Annotated in this window: 22 protein-coding genes; 11 read left to right on the top strand and 11 right to left on the bottom strand. The window is 44.2% G+C overall.

Translation table 11 applies throughout. The features are described 5' to 3' along the window. Positions 1 to 69 precede the first annotated feature (69 nt). From sppA to KFE98_10190, 4 genes are all read left to right on the top strand, one after another. Positions 70 to 1,857 (top strand): signal peptide peptidase SppA, encoded by a 1,788-nt coding sequence (gene sppA / locus KFE98_10205; protein UTW64487.1) that lies wholly within the window; start codon positions 70 to 72, stop codon positions 1,855 to 1,857. 160 nt (positions 1,858 to 2,017) lie between these two features. Then, a complete protein-coding gene (locus KFE98_10200) occupies positions 2,018 to 3,547 on the top strand; it encodes a GH3 auxin-responsive promoter family protein (GenBank protein UTW64486.1) in 1,530 nt (509 codons plus the stop codon). 64 nt (positions 3,548 to 3,611) lie between these two features. Continuing rightward, complete coding sequence (locus KFE98_10195; GenBank protein UTW64485.1) at positions 3,612 to 4,343, top strand: hypothetical protein; 732 nt, start codon at positions 3,612 to 3,614, stop codon at positions 4,341 to 4,343. An 80-nt stretch (positions 4,344 to 4,423) separates the two neighbouring features. Beyond that, entirely contained in the window at positions 4,424 to 5,038 is a 615-nt protein-coding gene (locus KFE98_10190; protein UTW64484.1) for a deoxynucleoside kinase, read from the top strand. A gap of 16 nt (positions 5,039 to 5,054) precedes the next feature. Here the strand turns inward: KFE98_10190 and KFE98_10185 are convergent, their stop codons facing one another. From KFE98_10185 to KFE98_10170, 4 genes are all read right to left on the bottom strand, one after another. Then, a complete protein-coding gene (locus tag KFE98_10185; protein UTW64483.1) occupies positions 5,055 to 6,008 on the bottom strand; it encodes a hypothetical protein in 954 nt (317 codons plus the stop codon). A gap of 110 nt (positions 6,009 to 6,118) precedes the next feature. After that, the gene (locus KFE98_10180) at positions 6,119 to 6,799 is read right to left on the bottom strand and encodes a YceI family protein (GenBank protein UTW64482.1); all 681 of its coding nucleotides are present in this window, start codon (positions 6,797 to 6,799) and stop codon (positions 6,119 to 6,121) included. A gap of 5 nt (positions 6,800 to 6,804) precedes the next feature. Next, positions 6,805 to 9,045: a sodium-translocating pyrophosphatase gene (locus KFE98_10175; protein ID UTW64481.1), complete on the bottom strand. Its 2,241-nt coding sequence runs from the start codon at positions 9,043 to 9,045 to the stop codon at positions 6,805 to 6,807. A gap of 170 nt (positions 9,046 to 9,215) precedes the next feature. After that, entirely contained in the window at positions 9,216 to 10,196 is a 981-nt protein-coding gene (locus KFE98_10170; protein UTW64480.1) for a pyruvate dehydrogenase complex E1 component subunit beta, read from the bottom strand. 196 nt (positions 10,197 to 10,392) lie between these two features. On the opposite strand from KFE98_10170, the gene KFE98_10165 reads away from it, so the two are divergent. From KFE98_10165 to KFE98_10150, 4 genes are read left to right on the top strand one after another with little or no spacing between them, the layout of a single operon-like run. Further along, positions 10,393 to 11,133 carry an electron transfer flavoprotein subunit beta/FixA family protein gene (locus KFE98_10165; GenBank protein UTW64479.1) on the top strand — a complete coding sequence of 247 codons (741 nt, stop codon included), beginning with the start codon at positions 10,393 to 10,395 and terminating at the stop codon, positions 11,131 to 11,133. A gap of 1 nt (position 11,134) precedes the next feature. Next, positions 11,135 to 12,085 (top strand): electron transfer flavoprotein subunit alpha/FixB family protein, encoded by a 951-nt coding sequence (locus KFE98_10160; GenBank protein ID UTW64478.1) that lies wholly within the window; start codon positions 11,135 to 11,137, stop codon positions 12,083 to 12,085. Positions 12,086 to 12,114: 29 nt separating this feature from the next. Then, positions 12,115 to 12,702: a bifunctional nuclease family protein gene (locus KFE98_10155; GenBank protein ID UTW64477.1), complete on the top strand. Its 588-nt coding sequence runs from the start codon at positions 12,115 to 12,117 to the stop codon at positions 12,700 to 12,702. A 13-nt stretch (positions 12,703 to 12,715) separates the two neighbouring features. Continuing rightward, the gene (locus KFE98_10150) at positions 12,716 to 14,026 is read left to right on the top strand and encodes a Na+ dependent nucleoside transporter (protein ID UTW64476.1); all 1,311 of its coding nucleotides are present in this window, start codon (positions 12,716 to 12,718) and stop codon (positions 14,024 to 14,026) included. Between the two features lie 54 nt (positions 14,027 to 14,080). On the opposite strand, the gene KFE98_10145 is transcribed toward KFE98_10150, so the two are convergent. Next, positions 14,081 to 16,288, bottom strand: coding sequence for a S8 family peptidase (locus KFE98_10145; GenBank protein UTW64475.1), 2,208 nt, complete (start codon positions 16,286 to 16,288; stop codon positions 14,081 to 14,083). Positions 16,289 to 16,291: 3 nt separating this feature from the next. Further along, positions 16,292 to 16,711, bottom strand: coding sequence for a hypothetical protein (locus KFE98_10140; GenBank protein UTW64474.1), 420 nt, complete (start codon positions 16,709 to 16,711; stop codon positions 16,292 to 16,294). Between the two features lie 258 nt (positions 16,712 to 16,969). On the opposite strand from KFE98_10140, the gene KFE98_10135 reads away from it, so the two are divergent. Continuing rightward, positions 16,970 to 17,764 (top strand): thymidylate synthase, encoded by a 795-nt coding sequence (locus KFE98_10135; protein ID UTW64473.1) that lies wholly within the window; start codon positions 16,970 to 16,972, stop codon positions 17,762 to 17,764. After that, positions 17,761 to 18,273, top strand: a complete 513-nt coding sequence (locus tag KFE98_10130) for a dihydrofolate reductase (GenBank protein UTW64472.1) — start codon at positions 17,761 to 17,763, stop codon at positions 18,271 to 18,273. The genes KFE98_10135 and KFE98_10130 overlap by 4 nt, the downstream gene beginning before the upstream one ends. Positions 18,274 to 18,279: 6 nt before the next feature. Here KFE98_10130 and clpX read toward each other — a convergent pair whose 3' ends face one another. The 5 genes from clpX to KFE98_10105 all read right to left on the bottom strand — a co-directional run bounded on the left by clpX (position 18,280) and on the right by KFE98_10105 (position 23,995). Continuing rightward, positions 18,280 to 19,515 carry an ATP-dependent Clp protease ATP-binding subunit ClpX gene (gene clpX / locus KFE98_10125; GenBank protein ID UTW64471.1) on the bottom strand — a complete coding sequence of 412 codons (1,236 nt, stop codon included), beginning with the start codon at positions 19,513 to 19,515 and terminating at the stop codon, positions 18,280 to 18,282. 1 nt (position 19,516) lies between these two features. Next, positions 19,517 to 20,197, bottom strand: coding sequence for an ATP-dependent Clp endopeptidase proteolytic subunit ClpP (clpP, locus tag KFE98_10120; GenBank protein ID UTW64470.1), 681 nt, complete (start codon positions 20,195 to 20,197; stop codon positions 19,517 to 19,519). A gap of 2 nt (positions 20,198 to 20,199) precedes the next feature. Beyond that, entirely contained in the window at positions 20,200 to 21,597 is a 1,398-nt protein-coding gene (gene tig, locus KFE98_10115) for a trigger factor (GenBank protein ID UTW64469.1), read from the bottom strand. Positions 21,598 to 21,720: 123 nt separating this feature from the next. Then, on the bottom strand, positions 21,721 to 22,404 hold the full coding sequence (locus tag KFE98_10110; GenBank protein ID UTW64468.1) for a response regulator transcription factor: 684 nt from the start codon (positions 22,402 to 22,404) through the stop codon (positions 21,721 to 21,723). Next, entirely contained in the window at positions 22,397 to 23,995 is a 1,599-nt protein-coding gene (locus tag KFE98_10105; GenBank protein UTW64467.1) for a HAMP domain-containing histidine kinase, read from the bottom strand. The genes KFE98_10110 and KFE98_10105 overlap by 8 nt, the downstream gene beginning before the upstream one ends. Before the next feature lie 134 nt (positions 23,996 to 24,129). Here KFE98_10105 and KFE98_10100 point away from each other — a divergent pair, with 134 nt between their 5' ends. After that, complete coding sequence (locus KFE98_10100) at positions 24,130 to 25,251, top strand: T9SS type A sorting domain-containing protein (GenBank protein UTW64466.1); 1,122 nt, start codon at positions 24,130 to 24,132, stop codon at positions 25,249 to 25,251. The last annotated feature ends 159 nt before the right edge of the window (positions 25,252 to 25,410 follow it).

Genomic DNA, 25,410 nt, shown 5'->3' with positions numbered 1-25,410 from the left:
ATGTAATTGTAACTCCATTTTCCTCAGTAGTAAACCTACCTTTGAAGGCGAAATTCAATAGTACACACGATGAAACAGTTTATAAAAATCATGTTTGCCTCAATGCTGGGGTTTGTGATATCAGGATTAGTTCTGGTATTCATAATGGTAGGCGTGATTGCGGCCAGCATTGACTCGGGCGAAAAAGAAGTGAAGATTGAAGAAAACTCAATTCTTCGCCTTTCCTTTAATAAAGGATTGATCGATAAGCCTTCTAACAACCCTTTTGAATCTTTTGATTTTGCCACTATGGAATCCAACAAGCCTTTGGGGCTGAAGGAAGTATTGGACAACATCGAAAAAGCCAAAGATGACGACAACATTGAAGGTATTTACCTGGAACTAAAAGGCGTACCTATGGCCTTAGCTAACCTGGATGAGGTTCGCGAAGCGCTTTTGGACTTCCGTACTTCAGGCAAGTTTATCATCGCCTACGGACAATACGTTGACCAAGGTTCTTACTACCTGGCTTCGGTTGCCGACAAAATTTACCTCTATCCAGAAGGCGATCTGGAATTCAAAGGACTTATGTCTGAGTTGACTTTCTTTAAAGGCGCTTTGGAAAAGTTGGATGTAGAAATGCAAATCATCCGAGGAAAAAACAACAAGTTTAAGAGTGCAGTAGAACCATTTATCAAGGATAAAATGAGTGATGCTAACCGCGAACAAATCGATCGTTTCCTAAATTCGATTTGGGGTGTTTGGTTGAGCAAAATTGCTGAGTCCAGAGACCTAAGCGTAGCCCAATTGAACGACATCGCTGATAGTCTTGCTTCAATGGGACCACAAAATGCAGTGGACTTGGGAATGATTGACGGCCTGCTTTATGGCGACGAAGTGATCGATACTTTGATGGCTCGTATTGACGTGGAGGAAGAAGATGACATGCACCTGGTAAAACTGGGTAAATACTCCAAAGCACCTAAGAAAACAGAAGAAGACGAAGCCAAGCCATGGGAATTGAACGATAAGGTAGCTGTGGTATATGCGGCTGGTGAAATCAGAAGTGGAAGCAGTTCTTCCAGCGTTTTGGGATCAAAAACCATCGCTCAAGCGATTCGTAAAGCTCGTAAAGATTCTACGGTAAAAGCCATCGTATTGCGTGTTAACTCTCCTGGTGGAAGCGCCTTGGCCTCTGATGTTATCTGGAGAGAAACTCAATTGGCTAAAAAGGAAAAACCATTTGTTGTAAGTATGGGTGGATTGGCCGCCTCTGGAGGTTACTACATCAGCTGTGGAGCTGACCGCATTTTTGCCGGAGCCAACACCATCACCGGATCTATCGGTGTTTTTGGAATGATTCCTTACACAGAAGAATTCTTCTCCAACAAATTGGGTGTCACCTTTGACGGAACAACAACAAACGCAAACTCTAACATCGGTATCGCAACTCGTAAATTGACTCCTTGGCAGCACGACAAAATCCAGGAATCAGTGGAAACTGTATACGCTACCTTCCTGGGCCGTGTATCCGATGGTCGTGGTCTTACCGTCCCTGAAGTTGATTCTATTGGACAAGGCCGTGTATGGACTGGTAAGGATGCTCTGGAAAGAGGTTTGGTTGACGAACTGGGTGGACTAAACGATGCTATTGCTTACGCAGCGGACATGGCAAACTTGGATGACTTCCGTTTGAAATCATATCCAGAAGAAAAAGATCCCTTCGAGACCTTTACCGAAGAACTGTTTAACCAAGGTAAAGTATCCATCATGGAAAGCTACCTGGGAGATGACTTCAAATACTACCAAACTATTCAGCGCATGAAAGAAACTTCTGGCATTCAAGCCCGTATTCCTTTCGACCTGACAGTTTACTAAGAACTGTAAATCAATAAGATAAACTACCCCCGTTCGGGAGGCTAACCAGCCTCAAGGACGGGGGTTCTTTTTGCCCTAAAAATCCCATGGACATGGGTAGAGCCGGGGAATGAAATATTGACCATCTTTGTTGCTGGAGGCAATCAAAAGAAACAGGTCTATGGCTCTCGTCAACTCCATCGCCGGTTGGATTCTTAAAAAACGTATGCATCAAATTGAGCTGTTCAAGAAGTACCCTATTGAGGTGCAGAATGAATGGTTTAATCGATTAATTGGCAATGCCAGGCATACCGAATTTGGTAGAAAATACCGGTTCGAAAAATTAGAGGATCGAAAGCGATTCAGCGAAGAAGTACCCCTGCAGGACTATGAAAGCCTGAAGGGTTACATAGACCGAATCATGAAGGGAGAACAGAACCTTCTTTGGCCGACCGAAATTAAGTGGTTTGCCAAATCCTCGGGCACCACCTCAGACAAAAGCAAATTCATTCCTGTTTCCCGAGAATCGTTGGAAAACTGTCACTACAAAGGCGGAACAGACCTTCTTACCATTCACTATTGCAACCAGGAAGATCCGCATCTATTTGATGGCAAAGGATTGATTCTCGGCGGTAGCAGCGAAGTAAACAAACACAGCAAAAACTCTTACTCTGGAGACCTCTCATCCATCATTATTAAAAATTTGCCAGCTTGGGCGGAGTATCTTCGGGTACCGGATTTGAGCATCGCGCTGACTCCTCAATGGGAGAAAAAAATCGACAAGATGGCCGAAGTGGGTGCGGTGGAGAACATCACCAGCATCTCTGGAGTCCCTTCCTGGAACCTGCTTCTTCTCAATCGAATTCTGGAGATCACCGGGAAGAGCAATATGATGGAAGTGTGGCCTCAATTTGAGCTCTACGGTCACGGCGGTGTAAGCTTTCACCCCTACCGCGAAAAGTTCAAAGAATTGTTTCCGAGCGATCGGGTGAGGTTTTTGGAATCGTATAACGCCTCAGAAGGATTTTTTGGTTTGCAGGACCGCTGGTTGGAAGAGGAAGAGGACAGCGATATGCTCCTCATGTTGGATTACGGAATCTATTACGAGTTTCTTCCCCTGGACGAATTGCACAAAGACAGACCTCAAACCGTACTGCTCGAAGAAACGGAACTGAATAAGGACTACGCCTTGATCATTAGCACCAATGCCGGTTTGTGGAGATACATGGTAGGTGATACCATTCGATTCACAAGTCAACATCCCTACCGGATTCAGGTAAGCGGGCGTACGAAATACTACATCAACGCGTTTGGAGAAGAATTGGTAGCCGAGAATGCCGAAAAGGCCTTGGCTGTAGCTTGTAAAGACACTGGCTCAACGATTAGCGAATACACGGCGGCCCCCTATTTTGATGGAGTTGAACACTCAGGAGGGCACGAATGGATCATTGAATTTAGTCAGGCTCCCTCCAACTTAGCTACCTTTACTCAACGCCTCGATGAGGAGTTGAAAAAAGTAAACAGCGATTACGAAGCCAAGCGCTACAAAGACATGAACATGAAGCTGCCTAGAGTAACGGCAGTGGAACCCGGCACGTTTTATGCTTGGCTCAAAAGCAAAGGAAAGCTGGGTGGTCAAAACAAGGTACCCCGGCTATCGAACAAACGAAAAATAATTGAAGAGATTCATGCTCTGTTGCAACAGTCTTAAAACTCTTTGGGCAACCCTTTTATGTTTAGGGTTCTCTTTATCGGTTTTTTCCCAGGCCCCGGAATTGATTCCACTTAAAACTCTGGAAGAAAAGGCAGACTTTGTACGGGTTGACAATTTCGGAAAGATTTACCTAATCCGAAACAACGAGGTTTTCTTGTACTCTCCGGATGGCAAGCTGCTTTCCCGCAACAGCAACAACTTTTTGGGCAACATCACAGATTTGGATGCGACCAATGGCTTAGAGGTATTGGTCTTTTTTGAAGATCAACTTCAGGTTTTGTTTCTGGACAATCAATTGGCACTGAGAGGTAGGGACATTCCACTCGACGAACTCGGATTTGTTCAAGTATCGCAGGTATGTACATCGCATGGCAACGGTATTTGGTTATTCGATAAAACCCGATTCGAACTCATCCGGCTGGATAAAAGCAACCAACACATTGCCCGAAGCGGAGATTTAAATCAATTATTGGGTTTTATCCCCGAGCCGATTTACATGCGAGAAATCAACAACTGGCTGTATGTAGTAGATCCTGATCGCGGCGTTTTGGTCTTTGATATTTTCGGGGCCTATTACAAGACAATCCCCATTTGTTGCCCGGCCGAAATCCAAGTGAAGGATGGAAATTTGATCTATTATTCTACCCCCTATTTGATAAACTTTAACCTCACCACTCTCGATTCGGACACCGTGATGCATTTTGAGGAGGAAAATCAGCAGATTCTCCTTACTAAAAACAGAATCAACATTCTGAATAATAGCCAGTTAAACATCCTTAAACAATCCCCCTGATTGTTGAGAACTTTTACTTGACCGCGCAGTCAGTTTTTATAATTTAGTGTGCTTTTTAATTTAGCCTAGGAGGAAAAAATATGCACGTAGCCATCGCAGGAAACATAGGTTCAGGAAAAACAACTCTGACTACCCTTCTGTCCAAACATTATAAGTGGGAACCCCACTTTGAGGACGTTGATGAGAACCCTTACCTGAATGATTTCTACGATGATATGCAACGTTGGTCTTTCAACCTGCAGATCTATTACCTCAATAGTCGCTTTGCTCAAATTCAAGACATTAAGCAAAAAGGAAGAGGAATCATTCAGGATCGTACGATCTATGAAGATGCCTTCATCTTTGCGCCCAACTTGCACAGCATGGGCTTGATGACTACCCGGGATTTTGAGAATTATTTTTCTCTCTTCAACCTGATGGAATCGTTCATCGCAGCTCCGGATTTGATTATTTACTTGCGTGCTTCGGTTCCTACTTTGGTAAGCCAGATTCAGCAACGTGGGCGTGAATACGAAGAGCAAATTCGCCTGGACTATCTAAAACGCTTGAATGAACGCTATGAAGCTTGGATTTCTACCTACAACAAAGGCCGTTTGGTGGTTGTGAATGTCGATGAAAACAACTTCAAAGAAGACAAAGAAGACTTGGGAAAAATCATTTCCCGAGTAGATGCCGAGCTACACGGCCTTTTCTAATTTCCTGTTAACTTAATTAGCTTCCAGGTATGGGAGCAGGCTCAGGCTCCGCCTTCGATAAATCGAAGCGGTAAATTAACCTGCCCTGAAAAATCAGACCATCGCTAAATGTACCGTTATTCCGGTCGCGATCATCACCAAATCGGAAAGCCATGAATCCAAACGTTACCCGATCTTCTACATCGTAGGCGGCAAATCTTCGGCCGATGGAATACCCAATTTTACCTTGAAGTAAAACCGACTTGGTCAGGTGAAATTGCCCGTAAGCATAAAGCTCGTTAGACGCCTTCACCAGATACTCCTCCCTACCTTGGGTAGAATGAGGCGTTAGGTAATAAGACCGTACAAAAGAACTGAAGTTTAGCCCCGCAGTAAACCACTTCGTAAAGCGGTAGTTCAAATCAACCCAAACTGGCAGCGTTACGTTGGCCTCAAACTTCTTATTCTTACTCCGATGCCAGAAACCCACTAAAGGCACGAAAAAAGGCCCGAATAGCTCCGAATTGTAATACATACCGAAGCGGTACTTTAAGAACTCTTTTTTGTGGTATTTGTAGAGCACCAACCCTCCAAGCTGAAGATCCTTTCTACCGATGTCGTGAAAATCGGAAGAGAACTTAGGCATGAAGAGGTACGTTCCCTCGAGTTTTTCGCTGTGTTTGTAGTTCATACCCATCTTAAGGGCCGTGGAGAACACCTGATTAACATTATACCCTTCAGGGGCAGTTTGCAGGCTTAATTGCTCCAAGGTGATCCCCGTGATGATGGCATGGCCTTTTTGCAATTTAATGGGAACCGTAAGGTCCAGGTAGAATTCCTGAACACGGGCCACGTCTACCACCGTATCGGCGTTGGAATAGCGGTTAAATGGGGAATTTAAATAGGTAAACTTAGCCAGATCGACGTAGTCTTGAGCACTACCGAGTAAGGATGATCCAACCAAAAAAGCAAGCACAATGGTAATCCTCATGCCGCCAAATGTAGAAAATTCTACGAGCCCCCAAAAAAAGACCGCCTGCCAACAGCTGAAACTAATCAACTACCAGACAGGCGGTCAAGCTCTTTTAACTAAGATATATCTTATCTCACCGGATCAAACACCAGGTGGAAGTTCAGTGTAAATTCGTCGTAGATGAATTTATCACCCAAATCGCCAAAAACAGATTTGGACTTGTAAGTCACATTAAATTCAGTTCTGTCCAGGATCAAAATTCCATCAAAGATCATTTGATCGCCATTCATCTTCCGCTGTGCTTCGAAAGAAACGATACGATTAATTCCTTTGATTACAATTTCACCTTCAATCTGGAAAGTTCCATCACTACCTTTTTGAGTCATGGACATGACCATCAAATTGGCAGTAGGATACTTAGTAACGTCAAAGAAGTCTTCATTTTTCAAATGCCCGACGAAATCCTTGTTATCCTCTTCATCCTGAATATCGATACAAGTAATGGTAGTCATATCCACCTCTACCACGCCATGATTCAAGTCCATGTTCCCATTGAAACCCATGGCTCCGTTTGAAAAACTAATGTTTCCATTGTGTGATCCAGTGGGCTTATTCCCCATCCAATCTACACTACTCTCTTCCTTGTTGAGCAAGTATTCGTATGCCTTGGCCGGAGCATCCGCCTGGGTCATACTTCCTGCTTCGGTAGTAGAGTCTTGATTTTTTGCAGAATTAGAAGCTCCTTCAGAATTGCAACCAAAGGCTACCAACGCTAATCCCAGAACAGCAGTTTGCCAAATCAATTTCATACTTCTTAGTGAATAGTGTTAATGGTGCTATTAGTTGCTTCAGAAACCTCAATTTCAGTTGGGGTTTGATCTTTAGAAGCGTGCTCTCCGTTTCCTTCCATTTGACCTAAGATTGGGGCAATTACCAAACCAACCAAACAAGTCAACTTAATCAAAATGTTCATGGATGGACCAGAAGTATCTTTAAATGGATCACCTACAGTATCACCTGTTACGGCTGCTTTGTGAGCATCAGATCCTTTGTAAGTCATTTCACCGTCGATCATTACACCTGCTTCAAAAGATTTCTTAGCGTTGTCCCAGGCACCACCAGCGTTGTTCTGGAAGATGGCCCACATAACACCACTTACACAAACACCAGCCATGTAACCTCCAAGAGGCTCAGATCCGAAAACCAAACCAACGATAATTGGAGTAATGATGGTAATCAAACCAGGAAGCAACATCTCTTTCAAGGCAGCCTTGGTAGAGATATCTACACACTTGGCGTACTCAGGAGTACCAGTACCTTCCATAATTCCAGGAATTTCGCGGAACTGACGACGTACTTCCTGAACCATTTCCATGGCTGCTTTACCCACTGACTTCATAGCCATGGCTGAGAATACAACCGGAATCATACCTCCTACAAAAAGCATGGCCAAAACGTCTGCTTTAAAAATGTTGATACCGTCGATACCAGTAAAGGTTACGTAAGCAGCAAACAGAGCCAAAGCAGTCAATGCTGCAGAAGCGATCGCAAATCCTTTTCCAACAGCTGCAGTAGTATTACCTACAGAGTCCAAAATATCGGTACGCTCACGAACGTGGTCTTCCAATTCACTCATTTCAGCAACTCCACCAGCGTTATCTGCAATCGGTCCGAAAGCATCGATAGCCAACTGCATAGCTGTGGTAGCCATCATAGCAGAAGCGGCCAAAGCCACACCGTAGAAACCGGCTAAGGCATAAGAACCGTAAATGGCAGCAGCAAAAAGGATTACTGAAGCAAAAGTGGACTTCATACCTACGGCCAAACCAGCGATAATATTGGTAGCAGCACCGGTAGAAGAATTTTGTACGATATCCAATACTGGTTTTTTACCCAAACTGGTATAGTAAGCAGTCACCATAGAGATCAAAGCTCCTACTGCAAGACCAATACAAGCCGAGTAGAAAACATTGATAGAAGCTACTTCTTTATATCCTTCACCGAAGAACTTCATGTTCATGGTTTCAGGAAGCATCCAGTTGATCAGGAAGTAACTGGCGATCAAAGTCAAAATGATAGAGGTCCAGTTTCCGATATCCAAAGCTTTTTGTACTTGAGGTTCTTTAGCATCGTTGCTTCCAATTTTTACCAGGAATGTTCCGATAATAGAAGCCAAAATTCCAACTCCGGCGATAACCATTGGAAGAAGGATTGGGCCCATGTTGTTGAAAGCATCGGAGAAACCAACTGTTTCGCTCATATCGCGAATCACATAGTTACCCAGTACCATGGCCGCCAAAACGGTAGCTACATACGAACCAAAAAGGTCGGCTCCCATACCAGCTACGTCACCTACGTTATCTCCTACGTTATCAGCAATAGTTGCCGGGTTACGTGGATCATCTTCTGGGATGCCTGCTTCTACTTTACCTACCAGGTCAGCTCCAACGTCAGCAGCTTTGGTATAAATACCACCACCCACACGAGCAAACAAGGCGATTGACTCAGCTCCCAGAGAGAAACCAGCCAAGGCCTCAAGAACCACAGTCATATTTCCGTAGAAGTCTCCGCCTCCACCCATAAACTGGGAAGCAAAAAACATAAAGAACAGACTCAATCCGAGTACAGCCAATCCAGCTACACCCAATCCCATTACAGTACCTCCACCGAAGGAAACTTTAAGAGCTTGTGGCAAACTTGTTTTAGCTGCTTCTGCAGTACGAGCATTAGCTTCGGTAGCAACACGCATTCCGATGTTTCCAGCCAAGGCCGAAAAAATGGCTCCGAAAATGAAAGCCGGTACAATCATCCAACTGGTGGTAGGCACCAAAGTTGAAATCACAAACAACAGACCTGCTGCAACAACAGCGAAAATGACCAACAAACGGTATTCTGCATTCAAAAAGGCAAGAGCACCTTCTTTAATACTCTTGGAAATAAATTGCATCCGCTCACTTCCGGGAGCTTGCTTTTTTACCCAGCTCATTTTGACGAGCATAAAGAGAAGTCCGAGGATCGAAAGTGCAATTGGCACAAAAATGATGTTCTGTTCCATTCTTATTTAATTTCTATTGATAACTTATTTAATCTCTAACAGATAGCGTTAAAAGCCAGCAAAAGTAGGCTTTATATCGGTTCGTACAAATTGTATTTCCCAGATATAATAACCTGCTGAATGACAGAGGGATAATAAAAAACAGAAGGTTCGGATCTACCGAGAAGGACTTAGGCCTGATACATCAGCTCCTTCACCACACGAACCACATCTTCGGTGTGAGGAAGTGCCTCATCGATAAGTGTGGTAGCAAAGGCAAAAGGAGTATCCTTTTGAGTCAATCGACGGATAGGCGCATCGAGGTAATCGAAGGCTTCACGCTGAACCCGGAAAGAAATCTCAGAAGCGATAGAAGCAACTGGCCAAGACTCTTCCACAATCAACAAGCGATTGGTCTTCATCACCGATTTAATAACGGTAGCCTCATCCCATGGACGAATGGTACGCAAGTCGATCACTTCTACCTCAATTCCTTCTTTGGCCAAAGCTTCAGCAGCTTCGTCCACAATCTTGATGATTTTTCCGAAGGTTACGATGGTACAATGAGTACCGGTTCTTTTTACGTTGGCCTGACCAATTGGAATAATATATTCACTATCCGGCACTTCACCTTTATCACCATACATTTTTTCAGACTCCAGGAAAACTACTGGATCTTCATCACGGATCGCAGCTTTCAACAATCCTTTAGCGTCGTATGGATTAGAAGGAGTAAGAACTTTTAGTCCTGGTACGTGAGCGTAAAAGGCTTCGAAACTCTGGGAGTGTGTTGCCGCCAACTGACCAGCCTGACCATTTCCACCGCGGAAAACGATGGGTACGTGGTATTGCCCACCACTCATCTGGAGCATTTTGGCTGCCGAGTTAATAATTTGGTCCGCCGCCAAGATGGCGAAATTCCAGGTCATAAACTCAACGATGGGACGCAATCCATTCATGGCAGCTCCCACACCGATTCCGGCAAAACCCAGTTCAGCAATAGGTGTATCGATAACCCGGTCTGGACCAAATTCGTCCAACATTCCCTGGCTTACCTTATAGGCACCGTTGTATTCGGCTACCTCTTCACCCATCAGAAAGACGTTGTTGTCACGTCTCATTTCTTCACTCATCGCCTCTCTCAGGGCCTCACGAAATTGAATCACTCTCATTGTTCTTCGATTTTGAAGGGCCACAAAAATAGGATATAATACAAATTCAGCCCTAAAGAAAATTGACCATTTAACGGACCGGCCTGATCTCGCAGACTTCAAAGCAAATCCGCACCTGAAGTGGTCAGCTCTCCCCCCTCCAAGCAGGACGTTTTTTACTTACCTTTGCAGCCTTAATTTGAAGCAAATAATTTCTATGAATATTCTGGTTTGTATAAGTAAAGCACCGGATACCACAACGAAGATTTCGTTCACCGATGGGGATACGAAATTTAACGAGGCTGGCGTACAGTTTATCGTTAACCCTTATGACGAGTGGTATGCTTTGGTGCGTGGATTGGAGCTGAAAGAAACTCTTGGAGGAACAGTAACTACTATTACCGTTGGTGGTGCGGAAAATGATCCGATTATTCGTAAGGCCCTCGCTATTGGTGCCGATTCTGCCGTTCGTATCGATGCTTCTGCTACCGATGCTTTGCAGGTTGCTAACGAAATTGCCAATTACGCCAAAGACAAAAACTACGACCTTATTCTCGCTGGTAAAGAAACCATTAACTACAATGGCGCTCAAGTACCAGGAATGATCGCAGCCTTGTTGGACATGCCATTCCTATCTCAAGCTACTAAACTTGATGTGGCCGGTACTGTTGCCACTATTGAATGTGACGTTCAAGGTGGAACCGAAGTACTGGAAGCTGACCTTCCTCTTGTATTGAGTGCAGCTAAGGGAATGGCCGAGCAGCGTATTCCTAACATGCGTGGAATTATGGCCGCAAGAACCAAAAAATTGGAAGTAGTACCTGCTTCAGGTAGCGCTACTTCAACTGAGGTAAGCTCTTACAGCCTTCCTCCTGCCAAATCTGAGTGTCGTTTCATCGATCCGGATAATGCAGCTGAGCTAATTGATCTATTAAGAAACGAAGCAAAAGTTATTTAAGATGGCAGTAGTAGTTTTAGTAGAAAATAAAGACGGAAAGATTTTAAAATCTTCCAATGAAGCTGTTTACTACGCTTCTCAAATGGACGCTGATTGTACCGCATTGACTTTTGGTAATGTGGATGATAGCGCTTTGGCCGCTTTGGGTCAATTTGGTGCCAGCAAAGTGATTTGCAATACTGCCATCGATGGACATGACAATAGCCAGCTTGCTCTATGGGTATCCCAAAAGGCTGACGCTCTTGGAGCATCAATCGTTGTTACTGCCCACGATCACGGTGGAAAAGCAGTAGCTCCTATTGTAGCTGCCAAAAGAAATGCTGGTATCGTTTCTGGTGTGGTGGCATTGCCTGACACATCAAATGGTTTTGTAGTTAACAAAGCGGTTTTCTCAGGAAAAGCTTTCGCTCAGTTCTCCGTAAGTTCTGACAACAAAGTATTGACTGTATTGCCTAACTCACTTTCAGTAGAAACTACCGACGGAAGTGCTTCCGTTGAGAAAGTTGCTGAAGAAGCAGGTGCAAGCAAAGTACGTTTCAAAGAATTCCGCAAGAAAGGAACCGAAGGCAAACTCGATTTGACCGAAGCCGAAATGGTGGTAAGTGCAGGTCGCGGATTGAAAGGTCCTGAAAACTGGGGAATGGTAGAAGAATTGGCCGAAAACTTAGGCGCTGCTACTGCTTGTTCTCGTCCCGTTGCCGATATCGGATGGAGACCTCACCACGAGCACGTAGGTCAAACAGGTATTGCTATTCGTCCAAACTTGTACATCGCCATTGGTATTTCCGGAGCTATTCAGCACTTGGCTGGAGTTAACGGATCCAAGGTGATCGTAGTTATCAATACGGACCCTGAAGCTCCTTTCTTTAAGGCAGCCGATTACGGTATCGTTGGAGATGCTTTTGAAGTAGTTCCTAAATTGGTCGAAGCAACAAAAAATATCCTGGCCTAATTTGGTCTTAACGCATCGAATCTGAATCGATGGAAGAAAAAATCAAACTTGAAATATCAGGTTTATCCTATAGCCAAACTCAGACGGGGGCGTATGCCCTTGTTCTGAGCGAGGTGGAGGGAAACCGTAGCTTACCAATCATTATTGGCAGTTTCGAAGCTCAGGCTATCGCTATTGAGTTGGAGCAGATGAAACCAAGCCGTCCGCTAACGCATGATGTATTCAAGCATTTTGCCGAAGCTTTTTCAATCAACCTGGAAGAGGTCATTATCTACAACCTAAAGGAAGGGGTGTTCTACGCTCAATTGATTTGCCTATCTCCTTCGGGAGAGCGAGTGGAAATTGATGCGCGTACTTCAGATGCCATTGCCCTGGCTGTACGATTTAAATGTCCGGTCTTCACGTATGAATTCATCCTTAAAAATGCCGGTGTCATCATTGACGAAGATGCTGCCATTCGTCCGATGGAAGAAACAAGTGAAGAAGAAGTTCAAGAGGACAAGCCCCTGGTTTCCAAAACCCAGGAACAGCTTGAAGAAATGCTACGTGACGCCTTGGATGCAGAAGACTACGAATTCGCTTCCCAGATCCGTGACGAGCTAAATCGGAGAAAGTAGTAACTTTCCCGGCATGAGCTTACTACTGGCCCTCAATTTCATGTCTATTGCACGAGGTGCATTGGGCATGTTAGTCATCATCTTTATTGCCTGGTTATTTAGTTCCAACCGAAAAGCTATCTCCTGGAGATTGGTAGGCGTTGGTCTTTCCATGCAATTGGTTTTAGCCGTTCTAATTCTTAAAATCTATTACGTCCAAAGGGCCTTTGAATTGGTTGGTAAGGCTTTTATACTGATTCTGGAATTCACCAGGGAGGGGAGCTTATTCCTATTTGGCAACTACATCATGGATCAGGAATCCTTCGGCTTTGTATTTGCCTTTCAGGTTCTTCCTACAATCATCTTTTTCTCGGCCCTTACCTCCGTCCTTTTCTATTTGGGAATTATTCAGGTAGTTGTAAAGGGATTAGCCGGACTTTTCACCCGATTCTTAAAAGTGAGCGGAGCTGAAAGCCTATCGGTAGCGGGAAACATATTCCTGGGCCAAACGGAATCTCCATTGATGATCAAGAACTACCTGGCCTCGATGAACCGGTCAGAAATCTTACTGGTAATGGTGGGAGGTATGGCTACGGTTGCAGGTGGAGTTTTATCAGCTTACATCGCTTTCTTGGGTGGTGGTGATGAAGTACAGCGACTTTTCTATGCCAAGCACTTATTAGCCGCCTCTATTATGGCAGCACCAGGGGCCATTGTCATCTCCAAAATTCTGGTTCCGCAAACCGAAGAAATCAACTCCAATATTGAAGTATCTAAACAACAAGTGGGCTCCAATTTTCTGGATGCCTTGTCTAATGGAACCACAGAAGGGCTAAAACTGGCTGTTAATGTGGGAGCCATGCTTCTGGTCTTTTTTGCCTTCATTGCCATGGTTAACTATGGCTTGAACATGCTGGGCGAATACACCCACATCAACGATCTGGTTGCCGATTGGACCAACAACAAGTATACTGGCCTTTCGCTTCAAATGGTGCTGGGATACATCTTCGCCCCATTAATGTGGCTTATCGGGGTAGAAGGACCTGACATGACACTGGTTGGTCAATTATTGGGTGAAAAGATTATCGTTTCTGAATTTGTAGGCTATGCAAGCTTAGCAGAACTTAAAGATGCAGGAGCCTTTGCCAGTCAAAAATCCATTGTGATGGCAACTTATATCCTTTGTGGTTTTGCCAATTTCGCTTCTATTGGCATCCAGATCGGAGGAATTGGGTCCTTGGCTCCATCTCAGCGCAAACAGCTTTCAGAATATGGATTAAAGGCCTTAATCGGAGGAACGCTTGCCTCTCTTACTTCAGCTACCATTGTTGGAATGATTCTATAAAAAAAGCGCTACCCCGAATCGGAGTAACGCTTCCTTCTTATTATTCTTAACCGCTTACTGACCCACGATCAAACGGGCAGCATAGTTTTTTCCTTGAGCATCGGAAAGACTCAATAAATACAAGCCTTGATTCCAGTCGCTCAAATCCAGGGTCAACTGACTTCCTGACAATTGATTTTCCTGATGTAGGATTCGACCGCTCAAATCCGTTAGCTGAATGTTGGAGACCTCTCCTTGATCCAACTTAATAGTCACCTCACCTTGAGTTGGATTAGGATATACCGTCCAGCCTTCACTTTCTTCTGCTTCGCTAATTCCAAAGTAGCTTTCCAGCTCTGTCATTACAGCCAAAGCATCAATTTTCCCTCTTCCCCAGAAGTTATTTCCTCCTGAAGGAATACTACCTGTGTGTTGATCTTTAATGGAGTGGCCATTCAACAGATCTTTGATTCCATTTGGATCGAGATTTTCATCAGCTTGAAGCCAAAGAGCAATGATACCTGTGGTCATTGGAGTAGCCATAGATGTTCCTGACATTTGCCCATAATACCAGGTATCCGTTCCATCGGTCACACTGTCTACTAAGTGCCCCTCGTAGGGTCCACCTCGAAGGTATTCTTGATCGTAGGAATTAACCGCTGAAACAACCAAGTGTCCCGGAGCAGTAATATCTGGCTTAACCCGACCATCAGCTGTTGGCCCAAGGCTTGAAAACAGAGCCAGCTCTCCTTCCCCTTCACCAACCGTATCCGATTGACCAAATATGTTGGTATAATGGGTTTTGGAGGTATAAGCGCCAACGGTAATAATATCCTTAGCTGTTCCTCCAATTTCTCCCATAGTAGATAGCGTATCTCCGGCAGTTAAATTGAAAGGAGCTGGCGTAAAAGGAACAAAGTCATAAAAACCAGCACCCAGTCCAGTACCGTGGTTCCATAGGTCCACTTTTTTTCCATTGGGCCCGGTAATTCCCATCACGAGGAAGTACTCACTGGAATTGCTGTACATTTCAATACGGGCGCTCGGCTTATCGTTGATTCCATTTTTTCTAACCATGGCCACTTCAAAGGCAGCGGTATCTCCTTGGTCGTCCATCAATCCGTCGTAGGTAGTATCGGTAACCGTAATCCACCCGGTACTTCCCAAAATACTTCCTGAAGTATCGATAACACCGATGGCAATGGAAAAGCTTTCATTTTTTTCACCCCAAATATCTATAACAGTCGCCCCGACTGTTCCTTCATTCAAAGCTGGCCAGGTATTCACCGTATCTCCGGATCCAAAAGAATGTCCGATGTGCAACTGGGTTGACCCTTCATTACCGGAAGCACCAACTACAATTTTACCAGGTCCCACCATGTTGTCAATGGCTTGATCAAGTAACGAGGTTCCGTCGTGGGGTCCTAAATGAGAACCTAAGCTCATATTTACTACGGCCGGCTTTCCTTGAGCGGCGGCATAATCGAAAATGTACTTAATACCATTGATGATTTCTGAGCTACCACTGTTATCCAATTCCACCAAAACCAAATCAGACTCATAGGCTACTCCGGTGTAATCTCCATCAGGGTAACCGGATCCACCAGCGATTCCAGCCACATGAGTACCGTGAGACCCGTCGGTTGTTCCACCATAATCCCATAGGGTATCAGGATCGGTAATTTCTGAACCGGCAATTTGTCCAGCTGGAGGTGTACCGGTTTGGTCACCCATGATCCAGGCTCTTTTAACTCTCAGGCTATTTCCAGAGGTATCTAAAAAGGTTGGATGTGTAAAATCAAAACCGTAGTCAATAACTCCTACCACCACTCCTTTCCCCGAGTATTTGGCGGAGAGTCCGGTTCCATCATGTACTTGTGGGACATTACAGGCTGGCAGGGCTTTGTCTAACTTAGCCTCCACGGGCATGTCCACTTCAATGTAACGAATTCCAGCTATACGCTTTAAACCATCCAGGTTCTTCACGGGCACACGAACAGTTACAATTTCGCCCAACTCAGATCCTACCTGTCCTTGCAGGGCATTAATGTCATTGGGATTAAAGTTCTCATCGGTCAATAAAGTCACTCCAATCCATTCTTCGCCATCCACTGCTTGAATGGAATGAGGGATGTGATTTTGCCAAAAACCGTTTGGCAGTTTTGAAGATTCATGCGGCTCATTGAGCAGCAATCCACCCGAAACCGGGCTTGTCGAATTCTGCTGGGCGATTGAGGGTACAGATCCCACCAACAGGGCTAATGCTAATAGATGTTTTTTCATAACCTACTTTGTTATTTCACTTTGGGTATCCAAGTCTAAATAGGACAACTCGCTCACCTCGGTCAAGTCTTTGAGACGATCTACAGGGATAAGCAAGGTCCAGATTTCTCCTGTTTTACTTTCTATAAGGGTTCCGGTAGCTGAAATGCTTTTTGATGCCACATCTGGCTGGGTAACTTTGGCCGTACCACGTAGGTATTGCTGGCCATCTCGCTCGAGGGTGGAATATTTCTCCTGTAAAGCTGGGGTAAGTTTTCCTCCGCTTTTTTCCAGGGCGCTTAAGACAAGTTTAACGGTTGAAGAAAGGTTATCGGATGAAATGGAAGACGAATTTTCTGACTTCACGGCATCCTTGTTCGACTGACAGCCTGAAAATGACCATACCAATAGAGTCAATCCCAGGATATAAAGGACCTTCGACATAGAAAAATACATTTGGGTTTTGCTGCAACGCTCTTCTACTAATATACAATTCCTGTGGTAATCCATTTCTCTGCCCTTTTTCCGATGCCAATATTACACCGACTCTTTGTTCTATGAATTAGGGGTTTTCCCTGCAAAATAAAATTCCACGTCACCACTTCGGGGAACTGGTCTGTGCATTTTCTGTTAGTAAAAAGAGACCTCCACTCCCCCTTTTGGGTAGCGGATAACTTTACTTTGTAAGACAAAATAAATGTCATGCAGCAATACCACGATCTGTTAAATCACATCCTGGAAAACGGAACCCAAAAAGGTGACCGAACAGGCACTGGAACTTTAAGTTGTTTCGGATATCAAATGCGTTTCGATCTTAAAGAAGGATTTCCGGTATTAACAACCAAAAAGCTGCATTTACGTTCCATTATTCATGAATTGCTTTGGTTTTTGAGCGGCGACACCAACATTGGCTACCTCAAAGAAAACGGAGTTAGAATTTGGGATGAATGGGCCGATGAAAATGGTGACCTGGGTCCTGTATACGGATACCAATGGCGCTCTTGGCCTACATCAAATGGCCAAAGTGTAGATCAGATCACCCGATTGATTGAAATGATTAAAACGAATCCCAATTCTCGTCGCCTAATTGTGAGTGCCTGGAATGTGGAATTCATCGAAGACATGGCCCTGCCTCCCTGCCACACCATGTTTCAATTTTATGTGGCCGACGGAAAGCTTTCCTGCCAGCTGTACCAGCGTAGTGCTGATACCTTCTTAGGAGTACCTTTTAACATTGCCTCCTATGCTCTATTAACCTTGATGATTGCCCAGGTGTGCGATCTGGAACCGGGAGAGTTTATCCATACTTTTGGTGACGTTCATTTGTATAACAATCACCTGGAGCAAGCCCGACTGCAACTTACACGTGATCCAAGGCCACTGCCTCAAATGAAGATTAACCCAGAAGTCAAAAACATCTTTGACTTCAAGTTTGAAGACTTCGAATTGGTTAATTACGATCCACACCCTCACATTAAAGCAGCTGTTTCCGTATGATCGTTTCCCTGATTGTAGCCATGGGCTCAGACCATGCCATTGGACGAGATAACGACCTCATGTGGCACCTTCCTGCCGACATGAAATTTTTTAAGGAAACGACTCGTGGGCATCACGTGCTAATGGGCCGCAAAAACTACCTCAGCATTCCTGAAAGGTTTCGCCCCTTACCTGGAAGACCAAATCAGGTATTAACCCGACAGCAGGATTTTGAAGCTCCGGGATGTACAGTAATTCACAATATTGAAGAAGGAATTGACTTAGCCCGCCAGGCCGGTGAGGAAGAGCTCTTTGTAATTGGAGGTGGTGAAGTTTATGCCTTAGCCCTCAAGCAAGGGTTAATCGACAAAATGTACATCACGCATGTACAAGCCTCTTTCGAAGATGCGGAAGCTTTTTTCCCCAAGTTTGAGCAAGACGATTGGAACGCCAACTTAATTCAAAAGCAGGATCCCGACGACAAACATCAGTTTGCGTTCGAAGTATGGGAATACAAGAAAAAGGGGTAAAACGCTTTAGGCTACCTTTAGATTCTGGATCGTTGAATTCTTCAACTTTTCTTGAGCGTAACTCAAAGTCACTCTAAACTCAGTTACCTGATCCTTTTCAGACGGAAGCTCGTACATGGCATCCATCATAATGGCTTCGCAAATGGAACGAAGTCCACGAGCACCCAAGGCAAATTCAACGGCTTTTTCCACCATAAAGTCCAGCACCTCTTTATCGAAACTGAGTTTGATATTCTCCATTTCAAAAAGCTTGCTGTACTGCTTGATCAAAGCATTCTTAGGTTCTGTCAAAATACGGCTGAGGGCCACATTATCCAAAGGATTCAAATAGGTAAGAACGGGGAAACGACCGATAAGCTCGGGAATCAAGCCGTACTTTTTCAAATCTTGAGGAGTCACATACTGAAGAATGTTTTGGTCTTCGATATGATCAAGGTTCTTTTGAGCACCAAAACCGAGGGCCGAAGTATTGAGCCTACGTTTAATCAGCGAATCAATTCCAACAAAGGCACCTCCACAAATGAAGAGAATGTCTTTGGTGTTGATCTGAACCAATTTTTGCTCAGGGTGCTTTCTTCCACCTTTTGGCGGAACCCCAACATCAGCGCCTTCCAGGAGCTTAAGCATAGCCTGCTGCACTCCTTCCCCGGATACATCACGGGTAATGGAAGGATTATCGCTTTTGCGGGAAATTTTATCGATCTCATCAATAAACACGATACCACGTTGAGCAGCCGACACATCGTAGTCAGCAGCTTGAAGCAGCTTGGTCAGAATACTTTCTACATCCTCTCCAACATAACCTGCCTCGGTAATAACCGTAGCATCAGCCACAGCAAAAGGCACGTTTAGAATTCGAGCAATGGTTTTGGCCAAAAGGGTCTTTCCGGTTCCCGTTTCACCCAATAGAATAACATTCGACTTTTCGATTTCGACGTCGTTTTCGTCACTCTTTTGAGTAATTCGTTTGTAGTGGTTGTATACCGCTACAGAAAGAGCCTTTTTGGCCTGATCCTGTCCAATGACATGTTCATCCAAATGAGACTTAATGTCTTTGGGTTTAAGAAGGTTAAGGGTTTTAGAAATGGAAGACTCCACCCGTTGGGTAATCTCTTCCTCCACGATGTGTTGGGCTTGCGAAATACAGCCATCACAGATGTGGCCGGAAATTCCAGCGATCAGAATGTTAACTTCACTTTTGCTTTTGCCGCAAAACGAACAACGTGGTTCTCCCTTTGCCATCTTATTTCTTGTTGCGTACGAGCACTTCGTCCACCATACCGTAAGCCTTAGCTTCTTCGGCAATCATCCAGTGGTCGCGATCACCGTCTTCCCAAATCTTGTCGTAAGACTGACCTGAGTGTTCAGCGATAATTTCGTACAGTTCTTTTTTCAGTAATTGAATTTGTTTGGCTGTGATTTCGATGTCACTTGCCTGTCCTTGAGCACCACCCATTGGCTGGTGAATCATTACCCGCGAATGAGGTAAAGCGGACCTTTTTCCTTTTTCTCCTGCACACAACAGTACCGATCCCATAGAGGCAGCCATACCCGTACAAATGGTAGCTACATCAGGTGATACATATTGCATGGTATCGTAAATGCCCAATCCAGCATAAACCGATCCACCTGGAGTATTCAAATAAATCTGAATATCCTTGGTAGCGTCAGCCGATGCCAAAAACAAAAGCTGAGCCTGAACGATGTTAGCTACTTGGTCGTCGATTGCGGTACCTAAAAAGATGATGCGATCCATCATCAATCGGGAGAATACATCCATGGCTTGAACGTTCAACTGACGCTCTTCCAGGATATAAGGAGTCATCGAGGCCATAGGGCTGATACTGGAAACATATTGATCCATTACCAGGCTGCTAATGCCTCGGTCTTTTACAGCATATTTAAGAAATTCTTTTCCGTCCATTATTACATTTTAACCAGATTTGACAAGCTGTCCAAAATTCCTTTTTTGGGCGCATTGCCTGTGGCTAATTTAACGAAATCGTCAAAACTTACCTCTTTCGTTTTTAGATTGAGGGTTTCTTTGTAAAGTTTTAACAGTTTCTCAAACATGAGCTGTTCGTAGATACGACGAGACTCTTCGTTCTTCTCCAAGTAGTTCTTTGCAGCGTTTTCCAACTCCTCATCACCTACTTCAGATCCGTACTGAGCCATTTGAGCCTGGAACAAAGATTTTGTTCTTTCCAAAGCTTCGGCATATTCCACTTTCAATTCGCTTTCACGAACAATTTGGTTCTCGATCAACTGCCATTTCATCCCTTCGGAGAAATTGTCGTAATCGCTATCAATATTCTCTTCTGTAACCTCTTCATTGGTCAAAATCAACCAACGCTTCAAGAACTCATCAGGAAGAGTCAATTTCAATTTATCTTTCAGCTTATCCTGAAGTTGCTTAATCAACAATTTGTCAGAATCATTTTCCAAAGTCTGAGCTAAATCTTCGCTCAATTTCGCTCTAAATTCTTCTTCATTGCTCACTGCACCAGGACCGAAAAGCTTATCGAAAAACTCCTGATCTACTGAAGTAGGAGTCAATTCGTGAATCTTTTTAACGGTAAAGCGGAAACGGTTACCTACTTGATCCAATTTGTCTCTGTCTACATTCAACATAGCAGCCAAATCAGCCTCTCCTTTAGAGAAGTCGCGAGGATCCATTTCGATAGACTCACCTATCTTCTTTCCAACCAAAGCCTTTTTAGACTTGTCGTTTTCCAGGTAATTGATGGCGATGCTGGTGTGGTGGTGAATTCCACCTTCTACTTTTTCACCGTTTTCATCCAACTCATCCAAAGATCCGTTGATCATGTCTTCTTCGCCAGCTACCTCAACTTCTTTCATGCTTCCGTAGCGACGGGCCAAGTCATTTACATACTTGTCCAAAAGCTCATCGTCGATGGTGATTTTGAAGTAGTCCATTTTCACCTTATCGCTCAACTTAACGTCAAACTCAGGAGACAATCCTACGTCGTACTTAAACTCGAAAGATTCGCCATCTTCAAGATCTTCCAAAGGCTTCTCTTCTTTGTTAGGAATGGGGTTACCCAATACCTGTAGCTTTTCAGCATCGATATATTGGTAAAGGTTATCAACCAGAATCTTATTAATCTCTTCAGCCAAAACGGCCTTACCGTGCATCTTTTTGATCATTCCGAAGGGAACAGCTCCTTTTCTAAAACCAGGAATGTTCGCCTGCTTACGGTAGTTCTTCAAAATTGAATTTACCCGGTCTTGGTAGTCAACGGGTTCAATTTTAATGCTGATTACGGCGTTCAGATCATCAATATTCTCTTTTCTGATATCCATTTTGCGTTCTTGTTTGTGTCTTTCTCAATAATCAATCCCATACATAACCGCGCGTACAGTTAAACGGGGCTGCAAAATTAAGCCTTTTTTCCCATTCAGAAAAATGAACTAATAAGCTGTTTATCAGTGGATTTTAAGCATATATCCATTGGAATGGATATTAATGATCTCAATGTTTGGATCGGCTCTGAGATATTTACGCAGTTTGGTAATGTAAACATCCATGCTTCTGGTGGTAAAATAATTGTCGTCGCCCCAAATGGTTCTCAAAGCCTTTTCCCGGGTCAAAATATCGTTGATGTGCTGGCAAAATAATCCCAGCAATGCCCCTTCTTTGGGAGACAACACCTGGTTACCTTCTGGGCCGTGCAGTTCTCGGAACTTAGGCGTATAACGGTAGATTCCAATTTGACAATGCTCCGGTTCTTTACCCATTCCCTTTCTTCGGAGGAAGGCTTCAATCTTGGCCAACAAAACTTCCGTATCAAAGGGTTTGGTAATGTAATCGTCTGCTCCGATCTGGTAGCCTTCCAAAATATCCTCCTTCATGGATTTGGCGGTAATAAACAGAACAGGCACATCGGGGGAAGTTTTTCGAATTTCACGAGCCAGGGTAAAACCATCCATTTCAGGCATCATCACATCGAGCAAGCACAGATCAACCAGCTCAGGATCAAAATGCTTAAGCCCTTCTTGTCCATTTTTTGCCCACACCACCTCATAGCCTGAAAGCTTTAGATAGTTACTCAAAACAGATCCTAAGTTGGGCTCATCCTCTACCAGTAATAGTTTTCCCTTTTCAGCCATTCAATGGAAATTCAATATAAAATGTACTTCCTTTTCCCAATTCACTTTCCGCCCTAACGCTCCCCTGATGAAGATCAACAATGCTCTTTACATAACTTAAGCCCAAACCAAATCCCTTAACGTTTTGAATGTTTCCTGATTGAGCGCGGTAGAATCGGGAAAAAACTCTCCGCAAGGTTTCACGATCCATCCCCATTCCTTGGTCTGATACAGCTATTTGAAAATTGTTTCCCCGAACTTCAGTGGTCACGCTAATCCGAGGATTTTGAGGACTATACTTAATCGCATTATCCAAAAGATTACTCAACACATGCCTCACCTGCTCATTGTCTACTATAAGATGGTGCGGATTTGCCTGTAAATTCAAAACAAGCTCCCCACCTTTTTTCTCCAAAAGCAGATCAAAAGCCTTGGCCGCATGGCGAATCAATTCGTGCATATCGGTGGCTTCGAGCTTTAGAGGAACTCGCCCCTTGTTTAGCAACGCTAAATGCAAAACCCGCTCTACCTGATCATTCATACGACTATTCTCCTCTTTGATCACATCGGCATAATGATCGATCAAATCAGCATCCTGTTTCACCTTGGGGTGACGAATGGAATCCACAGCCAGGGAGATCGTGGAAATAGGGGTTTTAAACTCGTGGGTCATGTTATTGATAAAGTCGGTTTTGATGTCGGACAAACGCTTTTGGTTGTACAAGGATCGCACGGTGTACCAAAAGGCATAAATGATGGCAGAGGTAAACAGGAAGGAAAGCAAGGTCATCATAACCAATCCAGCCGGCCAATTCATAGAGGGTTGCTGTAGATAAACCAACAATTCCAAGGGAGCTTCTGCCTTGCGATGACCAAGAATGGCTACACGATCTGCCTCGTTATTAAACGAGGTAGTGTAATTGTACGATTGACTTACCACGTGATTGGAATCATCTCCAGCGAAAACGATTGCATAGGCAAAGGGAGATTTGATCCGCTCCCGGCGCATTTCGCGTTTAAGTAAAGAATCTACGTCGATGGTTTGAATATTGGCAATTAACAGGCTGTCGGTTACCAGATATTCTTCGGCAAGTTCCTCCGCATAAGCCATCCAGCGACCAAAGGATTTAACCCTTTTTCCACTTTGGCTGAACTTCATTCGTTGTCTCCTGGGTCGCGTTCTCATCGACCTTCTCATTTGCTCCGTACCATCCCGGGAAATAACTACTTGCTTTTCGATGTAGTCGTCACCTCCGTCGGAGTCTTCGATCACCTCAATTCGGATTTCGTTACCATCATCATCCAGGTTTTCGATCACAATGTTGTTGTGAATTTCCATTTTCCCAGACCCGCTTGACGATCCTGCAAAGGCCTGCACCCGATTTTCTACTTCCGGAATCATGGCATCCCACCGACCTTCGGACATAAATAACCTAAAGTGCTCCTTCTCTAATTGGTGCGCTGTACCAACCATAGCAGAGTGCAAGCGATGATCCAACTGTCGCTGATGAATTTCCCAGGCTCGTTTTAGCCAAACTCCCTGCAGGAATATTATTCCCACCAGAGCCACAATGGCCAACCATATTCTTCCTCGAATCGCCTGATTACTCATGGTACAAAAGTAGAGCATCGTCCGCTCTCAGCCTGAACTTTAACTTACCTTTAACCTTCTTTAGACTTACTTTAACCCCTTGATTTACAAGCCTCAGGTACTTTTGGATTGTGGAATTTGAAAACCGAAAAATCATGAAAAAGAAATTAGTATTTACCCTGTTGGTCTTTCTTGGATTAACAGCAGTTATTGTGAAAGCGAATCACAAAAATGGGAAACAAGGAAAAGCAACTCCTCACCAGGTAAAAGTGACTATTGTAGAAGATAACAATGGACAAATTAACAAATCGGAGGAGATTGTTGATGTAACCGAACGCGGCGATCTACAGAAGTACTTGAAGTCAAAAAACATTGACCTCAAAGAAATGGAGGTGTATAAAAAAGGTGGTGGCCATGGAGAAATGCGCCGGATGCATTCTCGTCATGACGTGTGGGTATTTAACCGCTCAGGCGACCACCCCAAAAGTCATGTAATGGTAATTGCGGAAGCCGATGACGACAACTTTGAAGGAGCCATTGAAGAAAAGGTGATGATTCAAAAAATCGAAATTCACGATGATGAAGGCGAAGTAGAAAATCAGGAAATCCGGGTTGAAAAAACAGTAGACGACGATGGCAATGTAACTGTAAAGAAATACGTCAATGGAAAAGAAGTAGATCCTGACACGAAAGTATTTCACCCACGTTCCAAGGTGAAGATGATGGAAGACGGAGAAGAAATGGAAATCATTGTTGAAACTTCGGATGAGGAAGAGCCTAAAACCATCAAAATCAAAAAAGAAGTAGGCGACGATGGCGAGGTTAAAGTGTACAAGTCTGTAAATGGAAGTGAATTTAAAGAAGTGCAACGTGGTGAACACAAGCGTATGAGATGGGAAGAAAAAGGTCGCCAGCACCCTGGATTTGCCGCCCGCTCAAAAGACGGATCTACCATGGTATTTGTGACCCCCGTTAAAGACGAAAGCAGCGCTAAAACGGGCCAAGTTATGAGCACTGAGCAAACCTTAGAACTTAACGAAGTAAAATTTTACCCCAATCCGAGTTCAGGAAAATTCTCCCTGAGCTTTAACACTCCACAGGAAGGCTCGGTAAAAATCACCGTAACCGATCTCCAGGGAAAAGAAGTAATGACCCAAGAATTTAAAAATTGGAACGGCACACAAGAATTTGAATTGAACGAATCGGAAGCCGGAATGTACCTGGTAAAGATTGAGCAAAACGGCCAGGTTTATTCCCACCGGTTGGTCATTCATTGATTAAACCTTTTAGCACCACCTCAACCAGCCTAGTGTAATGAAGCGAAAGCCTCTCCTGGTATCCCCCTGCCAGGTAGAGGCTTTTTTTATTTTCAAAATTGAATCACCATTGGGTTGATTCATCCAACAACCGCCAAGCATACCCACCCTTTAATTACT

This window comes from bacterium SCSIO 12741 (assembly GCA_024398055.1).
GTDB lineage: Bacteria > Bacteroidota > Bacteroidia > Flavobacteriales_G > Salibacteraceae > SCSIO-12741.
Note: the sequence above shows the minus strand (reverse complement) of the source record. Positions and strands in the feature narration are given on the sequence as shown.